General features: G+C 69.7%; 12 protein-coding genes. 4 read left to right on the top strand and 8 right to left on the bottom strand.

Annotated elements, in window-relative coordinates; all coding sequences use genetic code 11:
* Positions 1-17: 17 nt before the first annotated feature.
* From ACYVD5_RS08870 to ACYVD5_RS08840, 7 genes are all read right to left on the bottom strand, one after another.
* Positions 18-839 carry a peptidoglycan recognition protein family protein gene (locus ACYVD5_RS08870; protein ID WP_461000462.1) on the bottom strand — a complete coding sequence of 274 codons (822 nt, stop codon included), beginning with the start codon at positions 837-839 and terminating at the stop codon, positions 18-20.
* A 251-nt stretch (positions 840-1,090) separates the two neighbouring features.
* Entirely contained in the window at positions 1,091-1,537 is a 447-nt protein-coding gene (gene rplI / locus ACYVD5_RS08865) for a 50S ribosomal protein L9 (RefSeq protein ID WP_461000461.1), read from the bottom strand.
* A gap of 25 nt (positions 1,538-1,562) precedes the next feature.
* Positions 1,563-1,799, bottom strand: coding sequence for a 30S ribosomal protein S18 (gene rpsR / locus ACYVD5_RS08860; protein WP_461000460.1), 237 nt, complete (start codon positions 1,797-1,799; stop codon positions 1,563-1,565).
* Positions 1,800-1,922: 123 nt separating this feature from the next.
* The gene (locus tag ACYVD5_RS08855; protein WP_461000459.1) at positions 1,923-2,501 is read right to left on the bottom strand and encodes a single-stranded DNA-binding protein; all 579 of its coding nucleotides are present in this window, start codon (positions 2,499-2,501) and stop codon (positions 1,923-1,925) included.
* A gap of 92 nt (positions 2,502-2,593) precedes the next feature.
* Positions 2,594-2,884, bottom strand: coding sequence for a 30S ribosomal protein S6 (rpsF, locus tag ACYVD5_RS08850; protein ID WP_461000458.1), 291 nt, complete (start codon positions 2,882-2,884; stop codon positions 2,594-2,596).
* Between the two features lie 90 nt (positions 2,885-2,974).
* Positions 2,975-4,357: a glycosyltransferase family 87 protein gene (locus ACYVD5_RS08845; protein ID WP_461000457.1), complete on the bottom strand. Its 1,383-nt coding sequence runs from the start codon at positions 4,355-4,357 to the stop codon at positions 2,975-2,977.
* Positions 4,357-6,945, bottom strand: coding sequence for a transglycosylase domain-containing protein (locus ACYVD5_RS08840; protein WP_461000456.1), 2,589 nt, complete (start codon positions 6,943-6,945; stop codon positions 4,357-4,359). Before ACYVD5_RS08840 ends, ACYVD5_RS08845 begins: the two co-directional genes overlap by 1 nt.
* A 788-nt stretch (positions 6,946-7,733) precedes the next feature.
* Between ACYVD5_RS08840 and ACYVD5_RS08835 the strand changes: the two genes are divergently transcribed.
* The 3 genes from ACYVD5_RS08835 to ACYVD5_RS08825 all read left to right on the top strand — a co-directional run bounded on the left by ACYVD5_RS08835 (position 7,734) and on the right by ACYVD5_RS08825 (position 10,441).
* Entirely contained in the window at positions 7,734-8,360 is a 627-nt protein-coding gene (locus ACYVD5_RS08835; RefSeq protein WP_461000455.1) for a PadR family transcriptional regulator, read from the top strand.
* 83 nt (positions 8,361-8,443) lie between these two features.
* Positions 8,444-9,523 carry an inositol-3-phosphate synthase gene (locus ACYVD5_RS08830; RefSeq protein WP_461000454.1) on the top strand — a complete coding sequence of 360 codons (1,080 nt, stop codon included), beginning with the start codon at positions 8,444-8,446 and terminating at the stop codon, positions 9,521-9,523.
* Positions 9,524-9,730: 207 nt separating this feature from the next.
* Positions 9,731-10,441: a hypothetical protein gene (locus ACYVD5_RS08825; protein WP_461000453.1), complete on the top strand. Its 711-nt coding sequence runs from the start codon at positions 9,731-9,733 to the stop codon at positions 10,439-10,441.
* Between the two features lie 212 nt (positions 10,442-10,653).
* Here ACYVD5_RS08825 and ACYVD5_RS08820 read toward each other — a convergent pair whose 3' ends face one another.
* Entirely contained in the window at positions 10,654-12,180 is a 1,527-nt protein-coding gene (locus tag ACYVD5_RS08820) for a CCA tRNA nucleotidyltransferase (RefSeq protein WP_461000452.1), read from the bottom strand.
* Positions 12,181-12,476: 296 nt separating this feature from the next.
* Here ACYVD5_RS08820 and ACYVD5_RS08815 point away from each other — a divergent pair, with 296 nt between their 5' ends.
* Positions 12,477-15,008, top strand: a complete 2,532-nt coding sequence (locus tag ACYVD5_RS08815) for a DUF6049 family protein (RefSeq protein WP_461000451.1) — start codon at positions 12,477-12,479, stop codon at positions 15,006-15,008.
* Positions 15,009-15,060: the final 52 nt, after the last annotated feature.

Below are 15,060 nucleotides of genomic sequence, written 5' to 3'. Positions count from 1 at the left end.
CGCGGGCCGCGGAGGGCTCACCGTTCCTGTGCGCCCACTGCCGGACCGTGGAAGAAGGGTGCGGTGCGCTCGTTGGCGGGAACCTGCGGGTAGGTGGGCAGATGGTCTTCGGGGACGCCGGAGTCGCCGCGCAGGTCAACCCGGGCCTTCAGGTCGCTCAATCTGCCGCGGACATCGCGGCGCAGTTGGGGCAGCATCGCATAGAGCTTGTCGCCCGGGCAGCTTGTGGCGTTGTAGTCGCGGTGGCCGACGATCGCCGATCCCGGGTTGAGCCCGTAGGTCAGGCACAGCCAGGCGCAGGTCTCGGCGAGTGCGCTCATCAGCTCCCCCGGCGGGGTCGCCGACATGTAGTTGCCCTCGCTCTCGATACCGATGCTGTGCGCGTTGTGGTTGGCCGTGTGCGCTCCCACGGCGTGGTTGTCGTTGGAGATCGCTTTCAGCGACCGGTTGCGTCCCTCCATGATGTAGCCGCCCCGGCTGACCGTGAGTTGTTGACCGATGTCATCCCACCCGTTGGTGTCCATGTGGTAGTTCTGGATCGACCGGGACAGCTGGAACGCATGGCTGCGCGACCGGCTGGAGCTGTTGCCGGTGGCGGTGTGGTGCACGACGATCCGGTCCGGCGGAGCGCCGAGCACTCTGGCGTACTGCTTCGGTTTGCGTGCGTTCCAGTCGCCGCGATTGAAGATCCGCGGGCGTGCCGCAGCGAAAGCGCTATCCGCGGTAGCCAAATCGATCGCGCCGCCGAGCAGCACACCACCGGCGGCAAGGGCCGCCCCGTAGAGGACACTCCTGCGCGCTACACCCGCATCAGCCGTGCTCCCGTCGTAACTGCACATACCGGCTTCACCCTTCCTTAGGAGTTTCGGGCTCACCGGAAAAGATAAGTCACATTTTGTGGCCAAAGAGTTACGCGGAAACATCGGCGTGTCGGTCGGATCGTTAACCGGTTCACCGCCTGCGCCCCCGCACGCGGCCGCCGGCGCCCGCGTGCGGCACCGCGGCCCAAGCCTCGGCCAGAGGCAAACGCGAAAGGCCCCGGTCCGTGCGGGGACCGGGGCCTTGTCGGCGGCGCAGGGCGCGGGGTCGGTCAGACGCCGACGACCTGCACAGCGATGGTGGCCGAGACCTCGGGGTGCACTCGGATCTGCACCTTGTGGTCTCCCACCGACTTGATGGGGTTGCGGATCTCGATCCGGCGCTTGTCGACCTCGGGGCCGCCGGCGGCCTTCACGGCCTCGGCGACGTCTGCGGCCGTGACCGAACCGAACAGCCGACCGCCGTCGCCGGCGCGCTGGTTGAGCTTGACGCTCATCGCGTTCAGTCGGCCGGCGACCTGCTGGGCGTCATCCAGGCTGCGGATGTCCCGGGCGGAACGCGCGCGGCGGATGGAGTCGACCTGCTTCTGCCCGCCACGGGTCCACCGGATGGCGAAACCGCGCGGCAGCAGGTAGTTGCGGCCGTAGCCGTCCTTCACCTCGACGACGTCGCCCGGGGCGCCGAGGCCGGTGACCTCTTGGGTCATGATCAGCTTCACGACAAACCTCCCTCGAAAGTCCCCGTTAGCGAGCGGTACTGGTGTAGGGCAGCAGCGCCATCTCGCGGGCGCTCTTGATGGCCGTAGCGACATCACGCTGGTGCTGCGTGCAGTTGCCGGTCACCCGACGGGCGCGGATCTTGCCGCGGTCGGAGATGAACTTGCGCAGCAGGGTGGTGTCTTTGTAGTCGATGTAGGTCAGCTTTTCCTGACAGAACAGGCAAACCTTCTTCTTGGGCTTGCGCGCTGCCGGCTTCGCCATCGTGGTGCTCCTTTGCAAGAAGCCCCGGATCTCCCGGGGATGGTCAATCGGACAGAGTTGGGTGGTTGCGGCGGCGGGCCGTACACACGGCCGCCGCGCCACGCACCCGGAAACGGTGAGCGGTTAGAACGGGGGCTCGTCGGAGAAGCCGCCGCCACCGAAACCGCCGCCGCCACCGCCGCCGGTGGCCCACGGGTCGTCGGCGGGAGGGCCGGAACGGCCGCCCTGGGGGCCACCAAAACCGCCCCCCTGGTTGCCGTAGCCGCCACCTTGGCCTTGACCGCCCTGGCCACCGTAGCCGCCACCGCCGCCGAAACCGCCGCCTTGGCCGCCCTGGCGCTGCACCTTGGCCACCTTGGCGGTGGCGCTGCGCAGTGCGGGGCCGACCTCGTCGACGTCGATCTCGAAGACGGTGCGCTTTTCGCCTTCCTTGGTCTCGAAAGACCGCTGCTTCAGCCGGCCCTGCACGATGACGCGCATGCCGCGCTGCAGGCTCTCGGCGACGTTCTCGGCGTACTGCCGCCACACTGAGCAGCTCAGGAACATCGACTCGCCGTCGCGCCACTCGCTGGTCTGGCGGTCGAAGATTCGCGGGGTGGAGGCGACGCGGAAGTTGGCGACCGCGGCACCGCTGGGGGTGAATCGCAGTTCAGGGTCGTCGACAAGGTTGCCGACGAGCGTGATCTGAGTTTCGCCTGCCATGGATTGGCTCCGGGTTGGGTAGTCGGATCAGGCGTGCGGACGCCGAACACCGGGCGAGTGGGCGCCGGTGGTCGCGGCGGTCCACGGAGCCGCTAGTGCGCCGCGGGCCGCAGGACCTTCGTGCGCAGGACGGCCTCGGTCAGGTTGAGTTGGCGGTCCAACTCCTTGACCGTCGCGGGCTCGGCGGTGAGGTCGATCACGGCGTAGATGCCGTCGGAGTTCTTCGCGATGTCGTAGGAAAGACGGCGCTTTCCCCAGACGTCGACCTTCTCGACCGAACCGCCGTCGTTGCGGACGACCCCCAGGAACTGCTCCAGCGACGGGGAAACCGTGCGCTCGTCGAGACCGGGATCGAGGATGACCATCACTTCGTAACGACGCATGGGCGTTCGTACCTCCTCTGGACTGTTGCGGCCATGGTCTCTCCATGGCAGGAGGGCATTGAGCCAGACAAAAGCAAAGGTTACCAGGCGTCAAGCCGTTGAATCGCCCTTCCGCAGGCAATCCACAACCGTGAGCGCACACAGCGCAGCGACCGCCCCCAGCCGCCCGAGCAGCAGCGGCGCGTAACCCTCGAACGGCAGGCCCGCCGGCGCTTGGGCCGTTGCCGGATCGGCCTGCTCTGCAACGAACAGCAGGTGCTGCCAGATCCCGAAGAAGTAGCCGGCCTCGGCCGCCTGCCACAGGGCGAACACGGCGAACGCGATCGCCGGCCGCACGGCGCGCGGCCAGGCCAGGGCCGCCAGCGGCAGCAGCCACAGCACGAACTGCGGCGACCACACCTTGTTCGTCATCAGGAAGGCCGCCACCACCAGGAACGCCAACTGCTCCAGCGGGGGCCTGCGGCGCGCCAGCACCCCCAGCACCGCGATTCCGGCGCAGGCGGCCACCAGCGTGCCCATGCCGGTTGCGTTGACCAGGTCCAGGTCGGCGGAGTCGAACACGCCGTAGCCGCCCAGGGCGTAGTAGAGCGATCCCCAGTCGGTACCGCGCTCCTGGCTGAACGTGAAGAAGGTCGCCCAATTGTGCGGCGCCACCAGATAGACCGGCAGGTTCACTGCACCCCAGGCCGCCATCGCCGCCGCCAGCATGCGCAGGAAACCGCCTGCGGAGAGCCCGCCCTCGCGCCGCCACAGCTCGCGCAGCACCAGTACGAACAACGGGCCGAACACCAGGAACGGGTAGAACTTCGCGGCCGTCGCCAGACCGATCAGGGCGCCCGCCGCCCACATCCGCCCGTGGGAGTAGCAGACCAGTCCGCCCACCAGCAGGGCCACGGCCAGCAGGTCCCAGTTGATCAGGCCGGTCAGCACCGCCGCCGGCGCGAGCGCAACGAAGCCCCCGGCGAGCAGCGCTGCGCGGGGCCGGAACGGCCGGTCGCCGGGGTCGAGGCCGCCGCGGCCCGCGATGTGGCCGGTGCCCACCACGGCGGCGACCAGGCAGCAGCCCAGCACGGCGGCGGTGGCGTCGAAGTAGGCCAGGGCCCGGCCGAGGCCGTCGGGCAGCCACGAGACCGCGCGCGCCACGGCGTGCATCAGCCCCCCGGTCAGCACCGGGTACTCGGTAGGGACGTCCAGGTAAGGGACGGCGCCGTCGCCGAGCCCGTCGCGGAAGTACAACGGGAAGACGTCGCTGTAGCAGGCGTAGGAGTACTGGCCGCCGTCGACCCACGCGCCGCCGAAGCGGCACGGCCACTTGGCCAGGTAGGCCAGTACCGCCCCCGCAATACCGAGAAGCGCCAGCCACAGGCCGGTACGGCCGGTTGGACCGAGCCGGCCCAATGAGCCGGTCAGCCGGGGAACATGCCGCGGGCCGGCGGCGCGATCGCCGCCGGCCCGCGTTTCAGCGTCCGCCATCAGTTGAACGGGAACCCGGGCTGGTTCTCGGGCCCTTCACCGTCGCCGGGGGACTCCGGCGTTTCCGAATCAGGCGACTCCGGATCGTCCGGGCAGAACATGTCCTCGGGCCGGCACTCCGGGGTCTCGTCACCGCCGGGCTCGGGAGTGTTGGAAGGCGTGGTCGACGGCGTATGCGTCGGCGTGGGCGAGGTGGTGGGAGTTTCCTCCACCTCCTCCTGGGTCTGCGTGGGCGTCGGAGTGGGCGTGGGTCCGTAGCGCTTGGAATCGCCCGAGTAAACCGGGTCCTCGAACTGCTGGACCTCCTTGCCCTCCATCGCCTCGGTCATGAACGCATTCCAGATCTTGGCGGAGGTCGTACCACCGTAGATCGCGTCGACACCGGGAATGACCAGCTTCTTGCCGTCGTCGCGGCTCAGCCCCACCGAGGTCGCCAACTGCGGGGTGAAACCGACGAACCAGGCCGACTTGGCGCTGTTGGAAGTACCGGTCTTGCCGGCCACCGGGCGGTCGGGCAGCGCGGCCGCCTCGCCACCGCCGCCATCGACCACCTGGGTCATCGCGTAGGTGGCGTCGACCGCGGTCTCGTGGCTGAAGGCGCGCGTGCCCTGCTCCAACAGCTCGGCGTCCTTGGGCTCGAGCACCTTGCCCTCGGCGTTGGTCACCTTGGTGACCATGTGCTGGGGAATGTGCACGCCGTCGTTGGCGAACGTGGCGAACCCGCCCGCCTGGTCGACCGCTGAAACCCGGTAGGTACCCAGCGCGATGTTGGGGCCCATCTGCGCGGTCTCGAACTGGTCCTTGCTGACACCGGCGGCGCCGGCGATGTCGACGACCGCCTTCGGGGTGGCCTCGATGGCCAGCTGCACGAAGCTGACGTTGATCGAGTCGGCGGTCGACTTGATCAGGTCGACCTCGCCGTAGTCGACGTTGCTGTCGTTCTGGATCGGCTCGGCGACGCCGGGGAACTCCTGCGGGGAGTCGCCGTTGAAGGTGCTCTTCAACCCGATGCCCTGTTCCAGGCCGGCCGCGAGCACATAGGGCTTGAACGCCGAACCCGCCTGGGCGTCGAGGCTGATCGAGTTGTTCGGATCCGAGGTGAAGTCGGTGCCGCCGTAGAACGCCTTGATTTCGCCCGTCTGCGGCTCGACCGCCGCGAGGTGCTGGACGGTCTCGTCGGGCATGTTGGGCAGTGTCTCGGAGAAGGCCTTGCCTGCGGACTTCATCATCTTCGGGTTGAGGGAGGTCTCAACCGTGTACCCGCCGGTGGACACCTGGCCGGGTTCCAGCCCGTAGCGGTTGGCCAGCTCATCGATGACGGCGGTCATGATGTAGCCCTCTTGGCCCTGGATGTCCTGGCCCGGGTCGTACTTGACCGGCTCGGGGTACTCCAGTTTCTCGGCTTCGGCCTTGGGCATGCCCAACTTGGGGTCGTCCTGATGCATCTCGACCAGGCCATCGCGCGTGTAGTCCCAGCGGTGCTTAAGGTACTTCTCCCACTTCCCGCCTTCTTCCATGTTCTCGAAGTTGCCGGGTTGCTGGATGATGCTGCCGATGAAAACGCCCTCGGCGGCGTTGAGGTCTTGGACATCCTTGCCGAAGTAGGCCTGCGCGGCCGCCTGCACACCGTAGGCCTGGCGGCCGAAGTAAATGGTGTTGAGGTACTTCTCCAGGATCTCGTCGGGGTGCATGACCTGCCCCGCCTTGATCGAGATCATGATCTCGCGCAGCTTCCGGGAGTAGGTGCGCTCCTGGGAGAGGGTGTCGAAGTAGTTGCGCGCCATCTGCTGGGTGATGGTCGAACCGCCGCCCGCCGAGCCCGCGGTCAGCACCGCGCGCATGGTGCCGGAGATCGAGATGCCCGGCTCCTCGTAGAACTTGCGCTGTTCGGCGGCGAGGACACCGTTGACCACGGTCTGCGGAATGTCCTCGCGCTGGACCATCACGCGGTTGACCTCGCCGGTGGTCACTGCTTCCTTGCCGTTGCCGTAGCTGATGCTCGTGGCGGCGAGCATCGCGCTGTCCTGCTGGTCCATCGTGCGCGGGTCGGGGGTGGTGGCATAGACGAAACCCAGCACCGCCACACCGGCCACGAACATGACGCCGCAGGCGATCAGGGCGGGTTTCCACGCCTTGGCGAAGAACCGCTTGACCGGACCGCGGTCGTCGTACTCGTCGCCGTCGCCGTTCTTGGCGGACCTGCGGCGCCCGCCGCCGCTGCCGTGTGCCGACCGGCGCCCGGGCCCGGATTCCGAGCGCGCTCCGTTGCCGGCAGCGCGCCTTCCCCCGCCCTTGCCGCTGCCGCGACCGGGCTCGGAGCGCGACCGGCGGCCGTCGCCCGCGCTTTCGGAGCGGGACCGCCGGGGGCGGTCGTCGTCCCAGAAGCCGCCGTCGTCGCCCTGGCGGCCCCGGCCGCCCCCTGCCGCGGCACCTGCGGCGCTGTCGTTGCCCGGCCTGCGCCGGCCGGCGGCGCGTTCGTCCCCCGCCGGGCCACCGGCCCGGCGCCTGCCGCCGTCGCCGCGTGCGTCGTCGGCCGGGCCACCGGCCCGGCGGCGCCCGCCGGCATTCCGTCGTCTTTCGGTACTCACGCGTCCTCGATTGCTGTTCAGCGGCCGATCGGCCTTACGACTCGGGTAAGTGAGGGGGATGGCCCCGCGCTGAGGGGAATCCGGCCGTTGGATCGAACCGCATCAGTCGGTTTCGGAGGTTCAAGCGCCCGAAATATGGGACGCCCGACTGCCACGGTTGGTTTTCGCCCAACTCCGGATACGTCGTCCTCTGCTTCCTCCTGTCGGCGACCTCTAGGCAAGAATCCCGCGGGGGCGGCCGGGTGGCAGGCCGGATGGCCGCACTCAACGCGCCTGCCGATATCCGGGGTCCGAAATACGGGGGCGGACCACAGGCGCATCGGGCACCCACGGGTAAAGCACCCGTCACGGTAGAGCGAGCCCGCCGCATAGCACAACCCGGGCGTGAGAGTACCGGCCTGCAGGACCCGCGCGGCGGAGCGCGACTACACCGTGTGCACAAGGGACAGAGTACGGTTGCCGCCCCGCCCGCGGGTGGTTTGCCGTGGGTGCGCAGCAGCGGATACGAACACGCAGGTCGCCCCGCTCCACTCTCGGACGCACCGCAGCGGAACGGCCGCGGGGCCGTGTTAGATAGCCGACATAGGGTTGCGTTATATCGGAGCGATATATTTATAAGTAGATAAACCACGCACGGACGCCCCATCGTCCCAGATAGGGGCGCATTCGGGCGCCGCAGCAGCCGTGCCGCGCACCCGTCTGCCGCCGGATCGCGATGTGCAAGCGGGAACAGATCCGGCTCCGGCGCGGCTGACTCCCATAGGTGCAACGGAAGGGAAGGTGCGGGCATGGGTACGGTGCGGACGCGGGTGCTTGAACTCGCCGTCCTCGGGCACCTCGCCAAGGCGCCCATGCACGGCTACGAGCTGCGCAAACGCCTGCACTCCGAACTCGGCGCATTCCACGCCTTCTCCTACGGGTCCCTCTACCCGTGCCTGAAGGCGATGCTGCGCCACGACCTCGTGGCCGCCTCCACCGCCGGCGATACCGGCGTCCGGGGGCGCCGCTCGCGGATCGTGTACCGGCTCACCGAACACGGCCGCGATCGGCTGCGCGATCTCCTCGCCGAAAGCACGCCGGCGGCCACCGACGACGAATGCTTCGGGGTGCACTTCACCCTGTTCGGCCACACCCGCTCCGAGGTACGGCTACGCATCCTCGACGGCCGGCGCGCACGGCTGCTGGAACGGTTGTCCACCCTGCGCGAGCGCCTTGGCGCACAGCTCCACGACCCCTACACCGTTGAATTGGACCGGCATCGGGCAGCGGCGATCGAAAGCGAGGTCGACTGGCTCGATGCCCTCATCCGGCAGGAACGGCAGTGCTTCGAGGGGCCGCCGGACCCCGATCCGGCCATCAGCGGAACCGTCCCGCGCAACAGGGGCGGTCCGCCGCACACCGACAACCGGCGCTAGCCGGGGCGGTTCGGCCGCCGACAGGCCGGCGCGCATGCGCGCCGCAACAATCCCAGTCAGCAACGAAAAAGGAGCAAGGACCAATGGGTTCGGTACGTGTAGCCGTCGTCGGTGTCGGAAACTGCGCGGCGTCGCTCGTCCAGGGCGTCCACTATTACGCAGACGCCGACCCCGAGACCCGGGTCCCCGGCCTCATGCATGTGCAGTTCGGCTCCTACCACGTGCGCGATATCGAGTTCGTCGCCGCGTTCGACGTCGACGCGAAGAAGGTCGGCCACGACCTTGCCGACGCCATAGCCGCGAGCGAGAACAACACGATCAAGATCTGCGACGTGCCGCCGACCGGGGTCACTGTGCAGCGCGGCCCCACCTACGACGGGCTGGGCCTGTACTACCGCGAGACCATCGAGGAGTCCACCGATGACGCCGTCGACGTGGTCGCCGCGCTCAAGGCGTCCCGCGCCGACGTGCTGGTCTCCTATCTCCCGGTGGGCTCGGAGGAGGCAGACCACTTCTACGCCCAATGCGCGATCGATGCCGGGGTCGCGTTCGTCAACGCGCTGCCCGTCTTCATCGCCTCCGACCCCGAATGGGCCGACAAGTTCACCCAGGCCGGCGTGCCGATCGTGGGCGACGACATCAAATCCCAGATCGGCGCGACCATAACGCACCGGGTGCTGTCCAAGCTGTTCGAGGACCGCGGGGTGGTGGTCGACCGCACCTACCAGCTCAACTTCGGCGGCAACATGGACTTCATGAACATGCTGGAGCGCGAGCGGCTGGAGTCCAAAAAGGTCTCCAAGACCCGGTCGGTCACCTCGCAGATCCCGCACGAGCTCAAGGCGGGCTCGGTGCACATCGGCCCGTCCGACCACGTGCCGTGGCTGGACGACCGCAAGTGGGCCTACATCCGCCTTGAGGCGCGCGCCTTCGGCGACGTGCCGCTGAACCTGGAGTACAAGCTGGAGGTGTGGGACTCCCCCAACTCCGCCGGCATCATCATCGATGCGCTCCGCGCCGCGAAGATCGCCAAGGACCGCGGCATCGGCGGCCCCATCCTGTCGGCGTCCTCCTACTTCATGAAGTCCCCGCCCGAGCAGCACAGCGACAGCGACGGCCACACCCTGGTCGAGCAGTTCATCGCGGGCGAGGTCGACCGCTAGGCGATCCCGGCCACCGGGCAGCCCCTGCAGCCGGTCCCAACGGAGCGGAGGACCGGCTGCAGGGCGGGCGCGGCCCCGGTGCGCCTTCCCACCGCGGGCGGCGGCCGGGTTCGGCCGCCGCCACCGGCGCAGGCGGGAATCCGGCCATAATGGCCCTCCCACCACAGCCGATCCGGGCAGATCGCCCGGGCAGGGCAAGGAGCCTCGATGAGCTACCCCCAGGACCCCGGTCGGCCCCCGCCTCCGGGGCCGCAGGGACCGTGGCAGCCCCCGGCGCCGGGCCCCGGCGGTCCCCCGCCCCCCGGTTGGCAGCCGCCTGCCGGTCCCGGCGGTTACGGCCCGCCGCCCGGGCAGCCCTCAGGCCACCCGGGCGCGACCAACAGCCCCTATCCCCCGGCACCGGGCGGACGCCCTCCGGGAGGCGGGGGCAATGTCGGGCTGGTCCTGGTCATCGCATGCGTCTTCCTGGCCATCCTGGTCGTGGTGGCCGGTGTGGGCCTGTGGCTGTGGAGCGGTTCGGGCGGCTCGGCGGGGGCGTCCGGCGAACAGGGGGCCGACACAGGCGGTGTCCAGGCGCAGTACCAGGGCACCTGGGACGGTGACCTGGACCAGCACGACTCCGCCGGCAACTACACGAGCACCTGGTCGCTCACGGTCGACATCGAGGGCAACACCATCTCGGCCGAGGAGTACGGGCTCATGGGCAGCGAGGACAGCCGCTGCACCTGGGAGATCCAGAACGCCCAGGCCTCGGAGTCGTCGCTGACGTTTTCCTACACGGTGGCCGACGATCCCGACTGCGCCGACAACGGCGATGTCACGCTGACACCCACCGGCGACGGCGATCTCGCCGTCGAGGTCAGCAGCATGCTCAGTAGCGGCGAGAACATCTCGACCGGCACGCTTACACACCCGTAGGCACCGATGGCCCCGCCTGTGCTTCCACCGCGGCCGACCGCATGTCGCGGGTCGGCCGCGGTTGTTTCACGTGGAACACGCGGTCGGCCACAGCCTGCGACGGCCGCGCGCACGGCCGCGTACTGGACGGTGCCCGCCCGCGCGCCGCGCTGGACGGGGTGGCCTTCCGGCGCACCGCCGCGGCCGCCAGCCGCCTACTGGAGCCCGCGGCGCTACTGCGCAGTGTCGGAGTCGCCGGTGTCCTGGAGGTGGCGCTGGGCCCAGGCGCGGAGTTCGGCGGCAGCGGCCTCCTTGTCCATCGGGCCGTTCTCCAGGCGCAGTTCCAGCAGGAACCGCCAGGCCTTGCCGATCATCGGGCCGGGGCCGATGTCGAGGATCTGCTGGATCTCGTTGCCGTTGAGGTCCGGGCGGACCTTGTCGAGTTCCTCTTCCTCAGCGAGGCGCTCGATGCGGTGCTCGATGTCGTCGTAGGCCCGGGCGAGTGCGGCGGCCTTGCGGCGGTTGCGCGTGGTGCAGTCGGCCCGGGTGAGCACGTGCAGGCGCTGCAGCTGGTCGCCGGCGTCGCGCGCATAGCGGCGCACTGCGGAGTCGGTCCACTCGCCCTTGCCGTAACCGTGGAAGCGCAGGTGCAGCGCCACCAGCTTGCCGACATCGCTCACGACGTCCTTGGAAAAGCGCAGCGCACTGAGGCGGCTCTTGGCCATCGACGCGCCCACGACCTCGTGGTGGTGGAACGTGACCCGGCCGCCGGATTCAAAGGCGCGGGTCTTGGGCTTGCCGATGTCGTGCAGCAGCGCCGCCAGCCGCAGGACGAGGTCGGGCTGCATGCCGCGTTCGCGCTCAAGGTCGATGGCCTGGTCGAGCACTGTCAGCGAGTGGTCGTAGACGTCCTTGTGGCGGTGGTGTTCGTCGATCTCCAGCCGCATGCGCGGTAGCTCGGGAAGCACATGGGCGGCAAGGCCGAGGTCGACCATGAGCTCGACCCCGGTACGGGGCGCGGCACTGAGCAAGAGCTTGGTGAGCTCGTCGCGGATGCGCTCGACCGAAACGATGGCCAGCCGGTCGGCCATGTGCACGGCGGCCTCGCGGACCTCGGGTGCCGGGGTGAGGCCCAGTTGGGCGGCGAACCGCACCGCGCGCATGATGCGCAGCGGGTCGTCGTTGAAGGAGTTCTCGGGCTTTCCCGGTGTGCGCAGCCGGCCCGACTTGAGGTCGGCCAGCCCGCCGAACGGGTCGACGAACTCGCGCCCGGGCAGCCGGACCGCCATGGCGTTGACCGTGAAGTCGCGCCGCAGGAGGTCGTCGTAGAGGGAGGTGCCGTAGTGGACCTCGGGCTTGCGGGACTTGGGCTGGTAGACATCGCTGCGGTAGGTGGTGATCTCAAGCTGCAGGCCGCCCTTGCGCAGCCCCACCGTGCCGAAGTCGATGCCCACGGTCCACACGGCATCGGCCCAGTCCTCGACCAGCGAGAGGATGGTCTGCGGTACGGCATCGGTGGTGAGGTCGAAATCGTTCACTGGGCGGCCGAGCAGGGCGTCGCGGACGGGCCCGCCCACCAGCGCGAGTTCGTGCCCGCCGGCGGAAAACCGTTCTCCGAGCTCCTGGGCGACGGAGTCGATGGAGCTGAAGAGTTCGGCTATGGCCGACCGCTGTTCGCCGGTGAGGTCACCGGGTGCGGTCGGCGCAGCCCTGTTCGCGGGTTCGCGAGGGGATTCGCCTGGAAGCGCTGTGTTCGGCACACCACCAGAGAGTAGGTGGCGGCACCGGGTGTTGCGAAATCGGCGGGCGCCCTGTGCACAAGGCCGGGCCCGGCCCCGGGTCGGCGGGCGCGGTCTGGGACGCCCCGCGCGTTCCATTCCGCCATGCCCGTAATGCAACGGAGCGCGCCCGGTGAAGCGGTATCGTGCTCACCAGTCCGCCGCGATTCCTGCTTGCTCCGGGCGGGTATCCGCGCGACTCGCGAGACCGCGGCGTCCAATATTCGTGCTCAATCCCCCGCGGGCCATTGTCAACCTGACACGGAAGACCTTCTGGCGTGCGTCGAATCGTACACATCGGGGCGGTCGTAGCCACGACCGCCGCCATCATCCCGGCTATGGCCGCGTTCAACCCTGCCCTGGCCCCGGTCGTCGCCGAACCCGGCGACGACGGCGCCGACAGCGCTCCGCTGATCGTCGAGGAGATCACGCCGAAATCCATCGGCGAGAACAGCGACATCCGCATCAGCGGCCGGGTCACCAACACCACCGACAGCGAGCTCGGTGGCATCAGTGTGCGATTCCGCTACTCGTCGTCCCCGTTCAGCGCGCGCTCCGAACTCGACGATTTCGCCTCCGGCGACGGCATCCGCCCCGAGACCGAAGCCGCCGAGGTCGAACTCGACGGCCCGCTCAAGCCCGGCGCCTCCACCGAGTACACCCTGCAAGCCGACGCGTCGGACCTCGCCATGTCCTCCTGGGGCGTCTACCCGCTGACCGTCGAGGCGCTCGACGGCTCCGGCGGCAACCTGGGCAAGCAGCGCACGTTCCTGCCCTTCCGGGGCGGCTCCGCCAACCCGCCCCCGGTCGACATCGCCTGGGTGTGGCCGCTGATGGACCGGCCGCACCGCGCCTACGACAACACCTTCCTGGACGAAACGCTGCCGGAGAGCCTCGGCCCCGACGGGCGCCTCGGCCGGCTGCTGACCATCGGGGCCCAAGACGACGAAGTGTCCCTGGATCCGGAGGCCCCCGAGGCCCCGGCCGAGGAGGTGTCGCCGTCCCCGCCGGAAACCCCGCCCTCCACGTCGCCGTCGGCGTCCGCGGACGCATCAGCGGGCGGCGCCGGCGACCAGCAAGGCGACCAGGGCTCCGGCTCGGCGCAGGACTCCGGTTCCGCCACGGCCGAGGATTCCGGCGTACCCGTCACCTGGGCCGTCGACCCGGGGCTGCTCGCCGACATCCAACGCCTCACCTCCCCCTACAAGGTGGTCGACGAACCGGCGGCCGGCAGCGGCAGCGGTAACGGCGGCACGGCCGACGACTCCGGGATCGCCACCGCCTCCGCAGGGGCGAGCCCCAACGCGCGGATCTGGCTCGACCAGGCCCGGGCGGCACTCGCCGAGGACCCGCTGGTGACCACGCCCTACGCCTCCGCCGACATCGCCGCGCTACTGCGCCACGACCTGGGCGACGACGCCGACGCCGCGGTCTCGGTGGGCCGCGAAACCACCGAACAGGTGCTGGGGCGCTCGGTCGACGAGACTGTCGCCCTGCCCGAGGGCGGGCTGATGAACACCGACACCCGCGAGTTCTTCCAGCGCCACGGCGCAAGCACGTTCGTGCTGCGCGACCGGGCAATGCCCGCGCAGCCCGGGGTCGATTACACCCCCACCGCCGAGGCCCCGCTGCCGTTGGGCAAGGGCGAGCACGGCACGGCGCTGGTGGCCGACAGCGGGTTGGCCAAGGTGCTGCGCCAGGACACCGCAGCGCCCGGCGAGTCAACGCTGGCCCAGCAGCGCTTCGCCGCCGAGACCGCGATGATCGCGGGCGAGGACCCCGGGTTCGGGCGCACCCTGCTCGCCTACCCCTCCTCCGACTGGGATCCCGACGCGGACTTCGCCCAGGGCGTGCTGGAAGCGAGCGACTCCTTGCCCTGGCTGGAGCCGGTGGAGCTGTCCGATGCCCGGCCCGAGGACGGCGCCCAGAGCGAGGACCGCGAAAGCCTCACGTACCCCAAGAGCGGCACCCGCTCCGAACTGGACGGGTCCTACCTGGACAAGATCGAGGACGTGCGCGGCCGGGTCCGGCTGTTCAACAGCATCCTCGTCGACGGCGGCGACCCGTTCCGCCCGGCCATCCTGCGGCTGGAGTCGGCCGCCTGGCGGCGCAAGAACGAATCGGCGCGGCCGGCCCGCGCACTGGTCGACCAGGCCGTCGAGCGGCACATGAACAAGGTCCGCATCAGCCCCACCGAGCCGGTGACACTGGCCAGTGCGACCGGCACCATCGGGGTCCTGATCGCCAACGACCTGAAGAACCACACGGTCCGGGTGAACCTATCGCTGCTCTCGGGCAACCCCGAGCGCCTGTCGATCGGCAACTACAAGGACACCATCGAGATCGGGCCGGGCGCCAAGACGACCGTCTACGTGCCGTTGTCGGCGCGCGTCAACGGCCGCACCATGATCCAGATGAACCTGCACAACCTCAGCGGAGAACCGATCTCCGAGGTGCAGTACCTGTCGGTGAACGCCACCGGTATGGGCTCCCAGGCGCTGGTCATCAGCGGTCTCGGCGCCCTCGTGCTCGTCGTGGCGCTGGCTCCGCGCGCACTGCGCAAGTGGGCCCGCAACCGGTCGGGCGGCGAGTCCGCGGCCGCGGCCGGCGCGGAGCCCGCTGAGGACGGCGGGGGCACGCAGGAGCCCGCTGGAGACTCCGCTGAGACACCGGGCGCAGATGGCGACTCGGCGGCCGGGATGCAGCACAATGAGGGGGAATCCACGAGTTCCCCGTCGGCCGACGGTTCCGCCTCCGCGCCGCCGGAAGAGGGCGAGGACCCCTCCGACGGCTCCGGCGCCGGGCGCTAACCCGCCCGGTCGGCCCGCCCGGCCCACTTCCGCCTCGCCAAAGTCACGTATC

The organism is Streptomonospora sediminis (assembly GCF_054778995.1).
Note: the sequence above shows the minus strand (reverse complement) of the source record. Positions and strands in the feature narration are given on the sequence as shown.

Coding starts and splice junctions, on each gene's coding strand:
- rpsR (WP_461000460.1), bottom strand. CDS start 1,799: ATGGCGAAGCCGGCAGCGCGCAAGCCCAAGAAGAAGGTTTGCCTGTTC.
- ACYVD5_RS08835 (WP_461000455.1), top strand. CDS start 7,734: ATGGGTACGGTGCGGACGCGGGTGCTTGAACTCGCCGTCCTCGGGCAC.
- ACYVD5_RS08830 (WP_461000454.1), top strand. CDS start 8,444: ATGGGTTCGGTACGTGTAGCCGTCGTCGGTGTCGGAAACTGCGCGGCG.
- ACYVD5_RS08845 (WP_461000457.1), bottom strand. CDS start 4,357: ATGGCGGACGCTGAAACGCGGGCCGGCGGCGATCGCGCCGCCGGCCCG.
- ACYVD5_RS08855 (WP_461000459.1), bottom strand. CDS start 2,501: ATGGCAGGCGAAACTCAGATCACGCTCGTCGGCAACCTTGTCGACGAC.
- ACYVD5_RS08870 (WP_461000462.1), bottom strand. CDS start 839: ATGTGCAGTTACGACGGGAGCACGGCTGATGCGGGTGTAGCGCGCAGG.
- ACYVD5_RS08825 (WP_461000453.1), top strand. CDS start 9,731: ATGAGCTACCCCCAGGACCCCGGTCGGCCCCCGCCTCCGGGGCCGCAG.
- rpsF (WP_461000458.1), bottom strand. CDS start 2,884: ATGCGTCGTTACGAAGTGATGGTCATCCTCGATCCCGGTCTCGACGAG.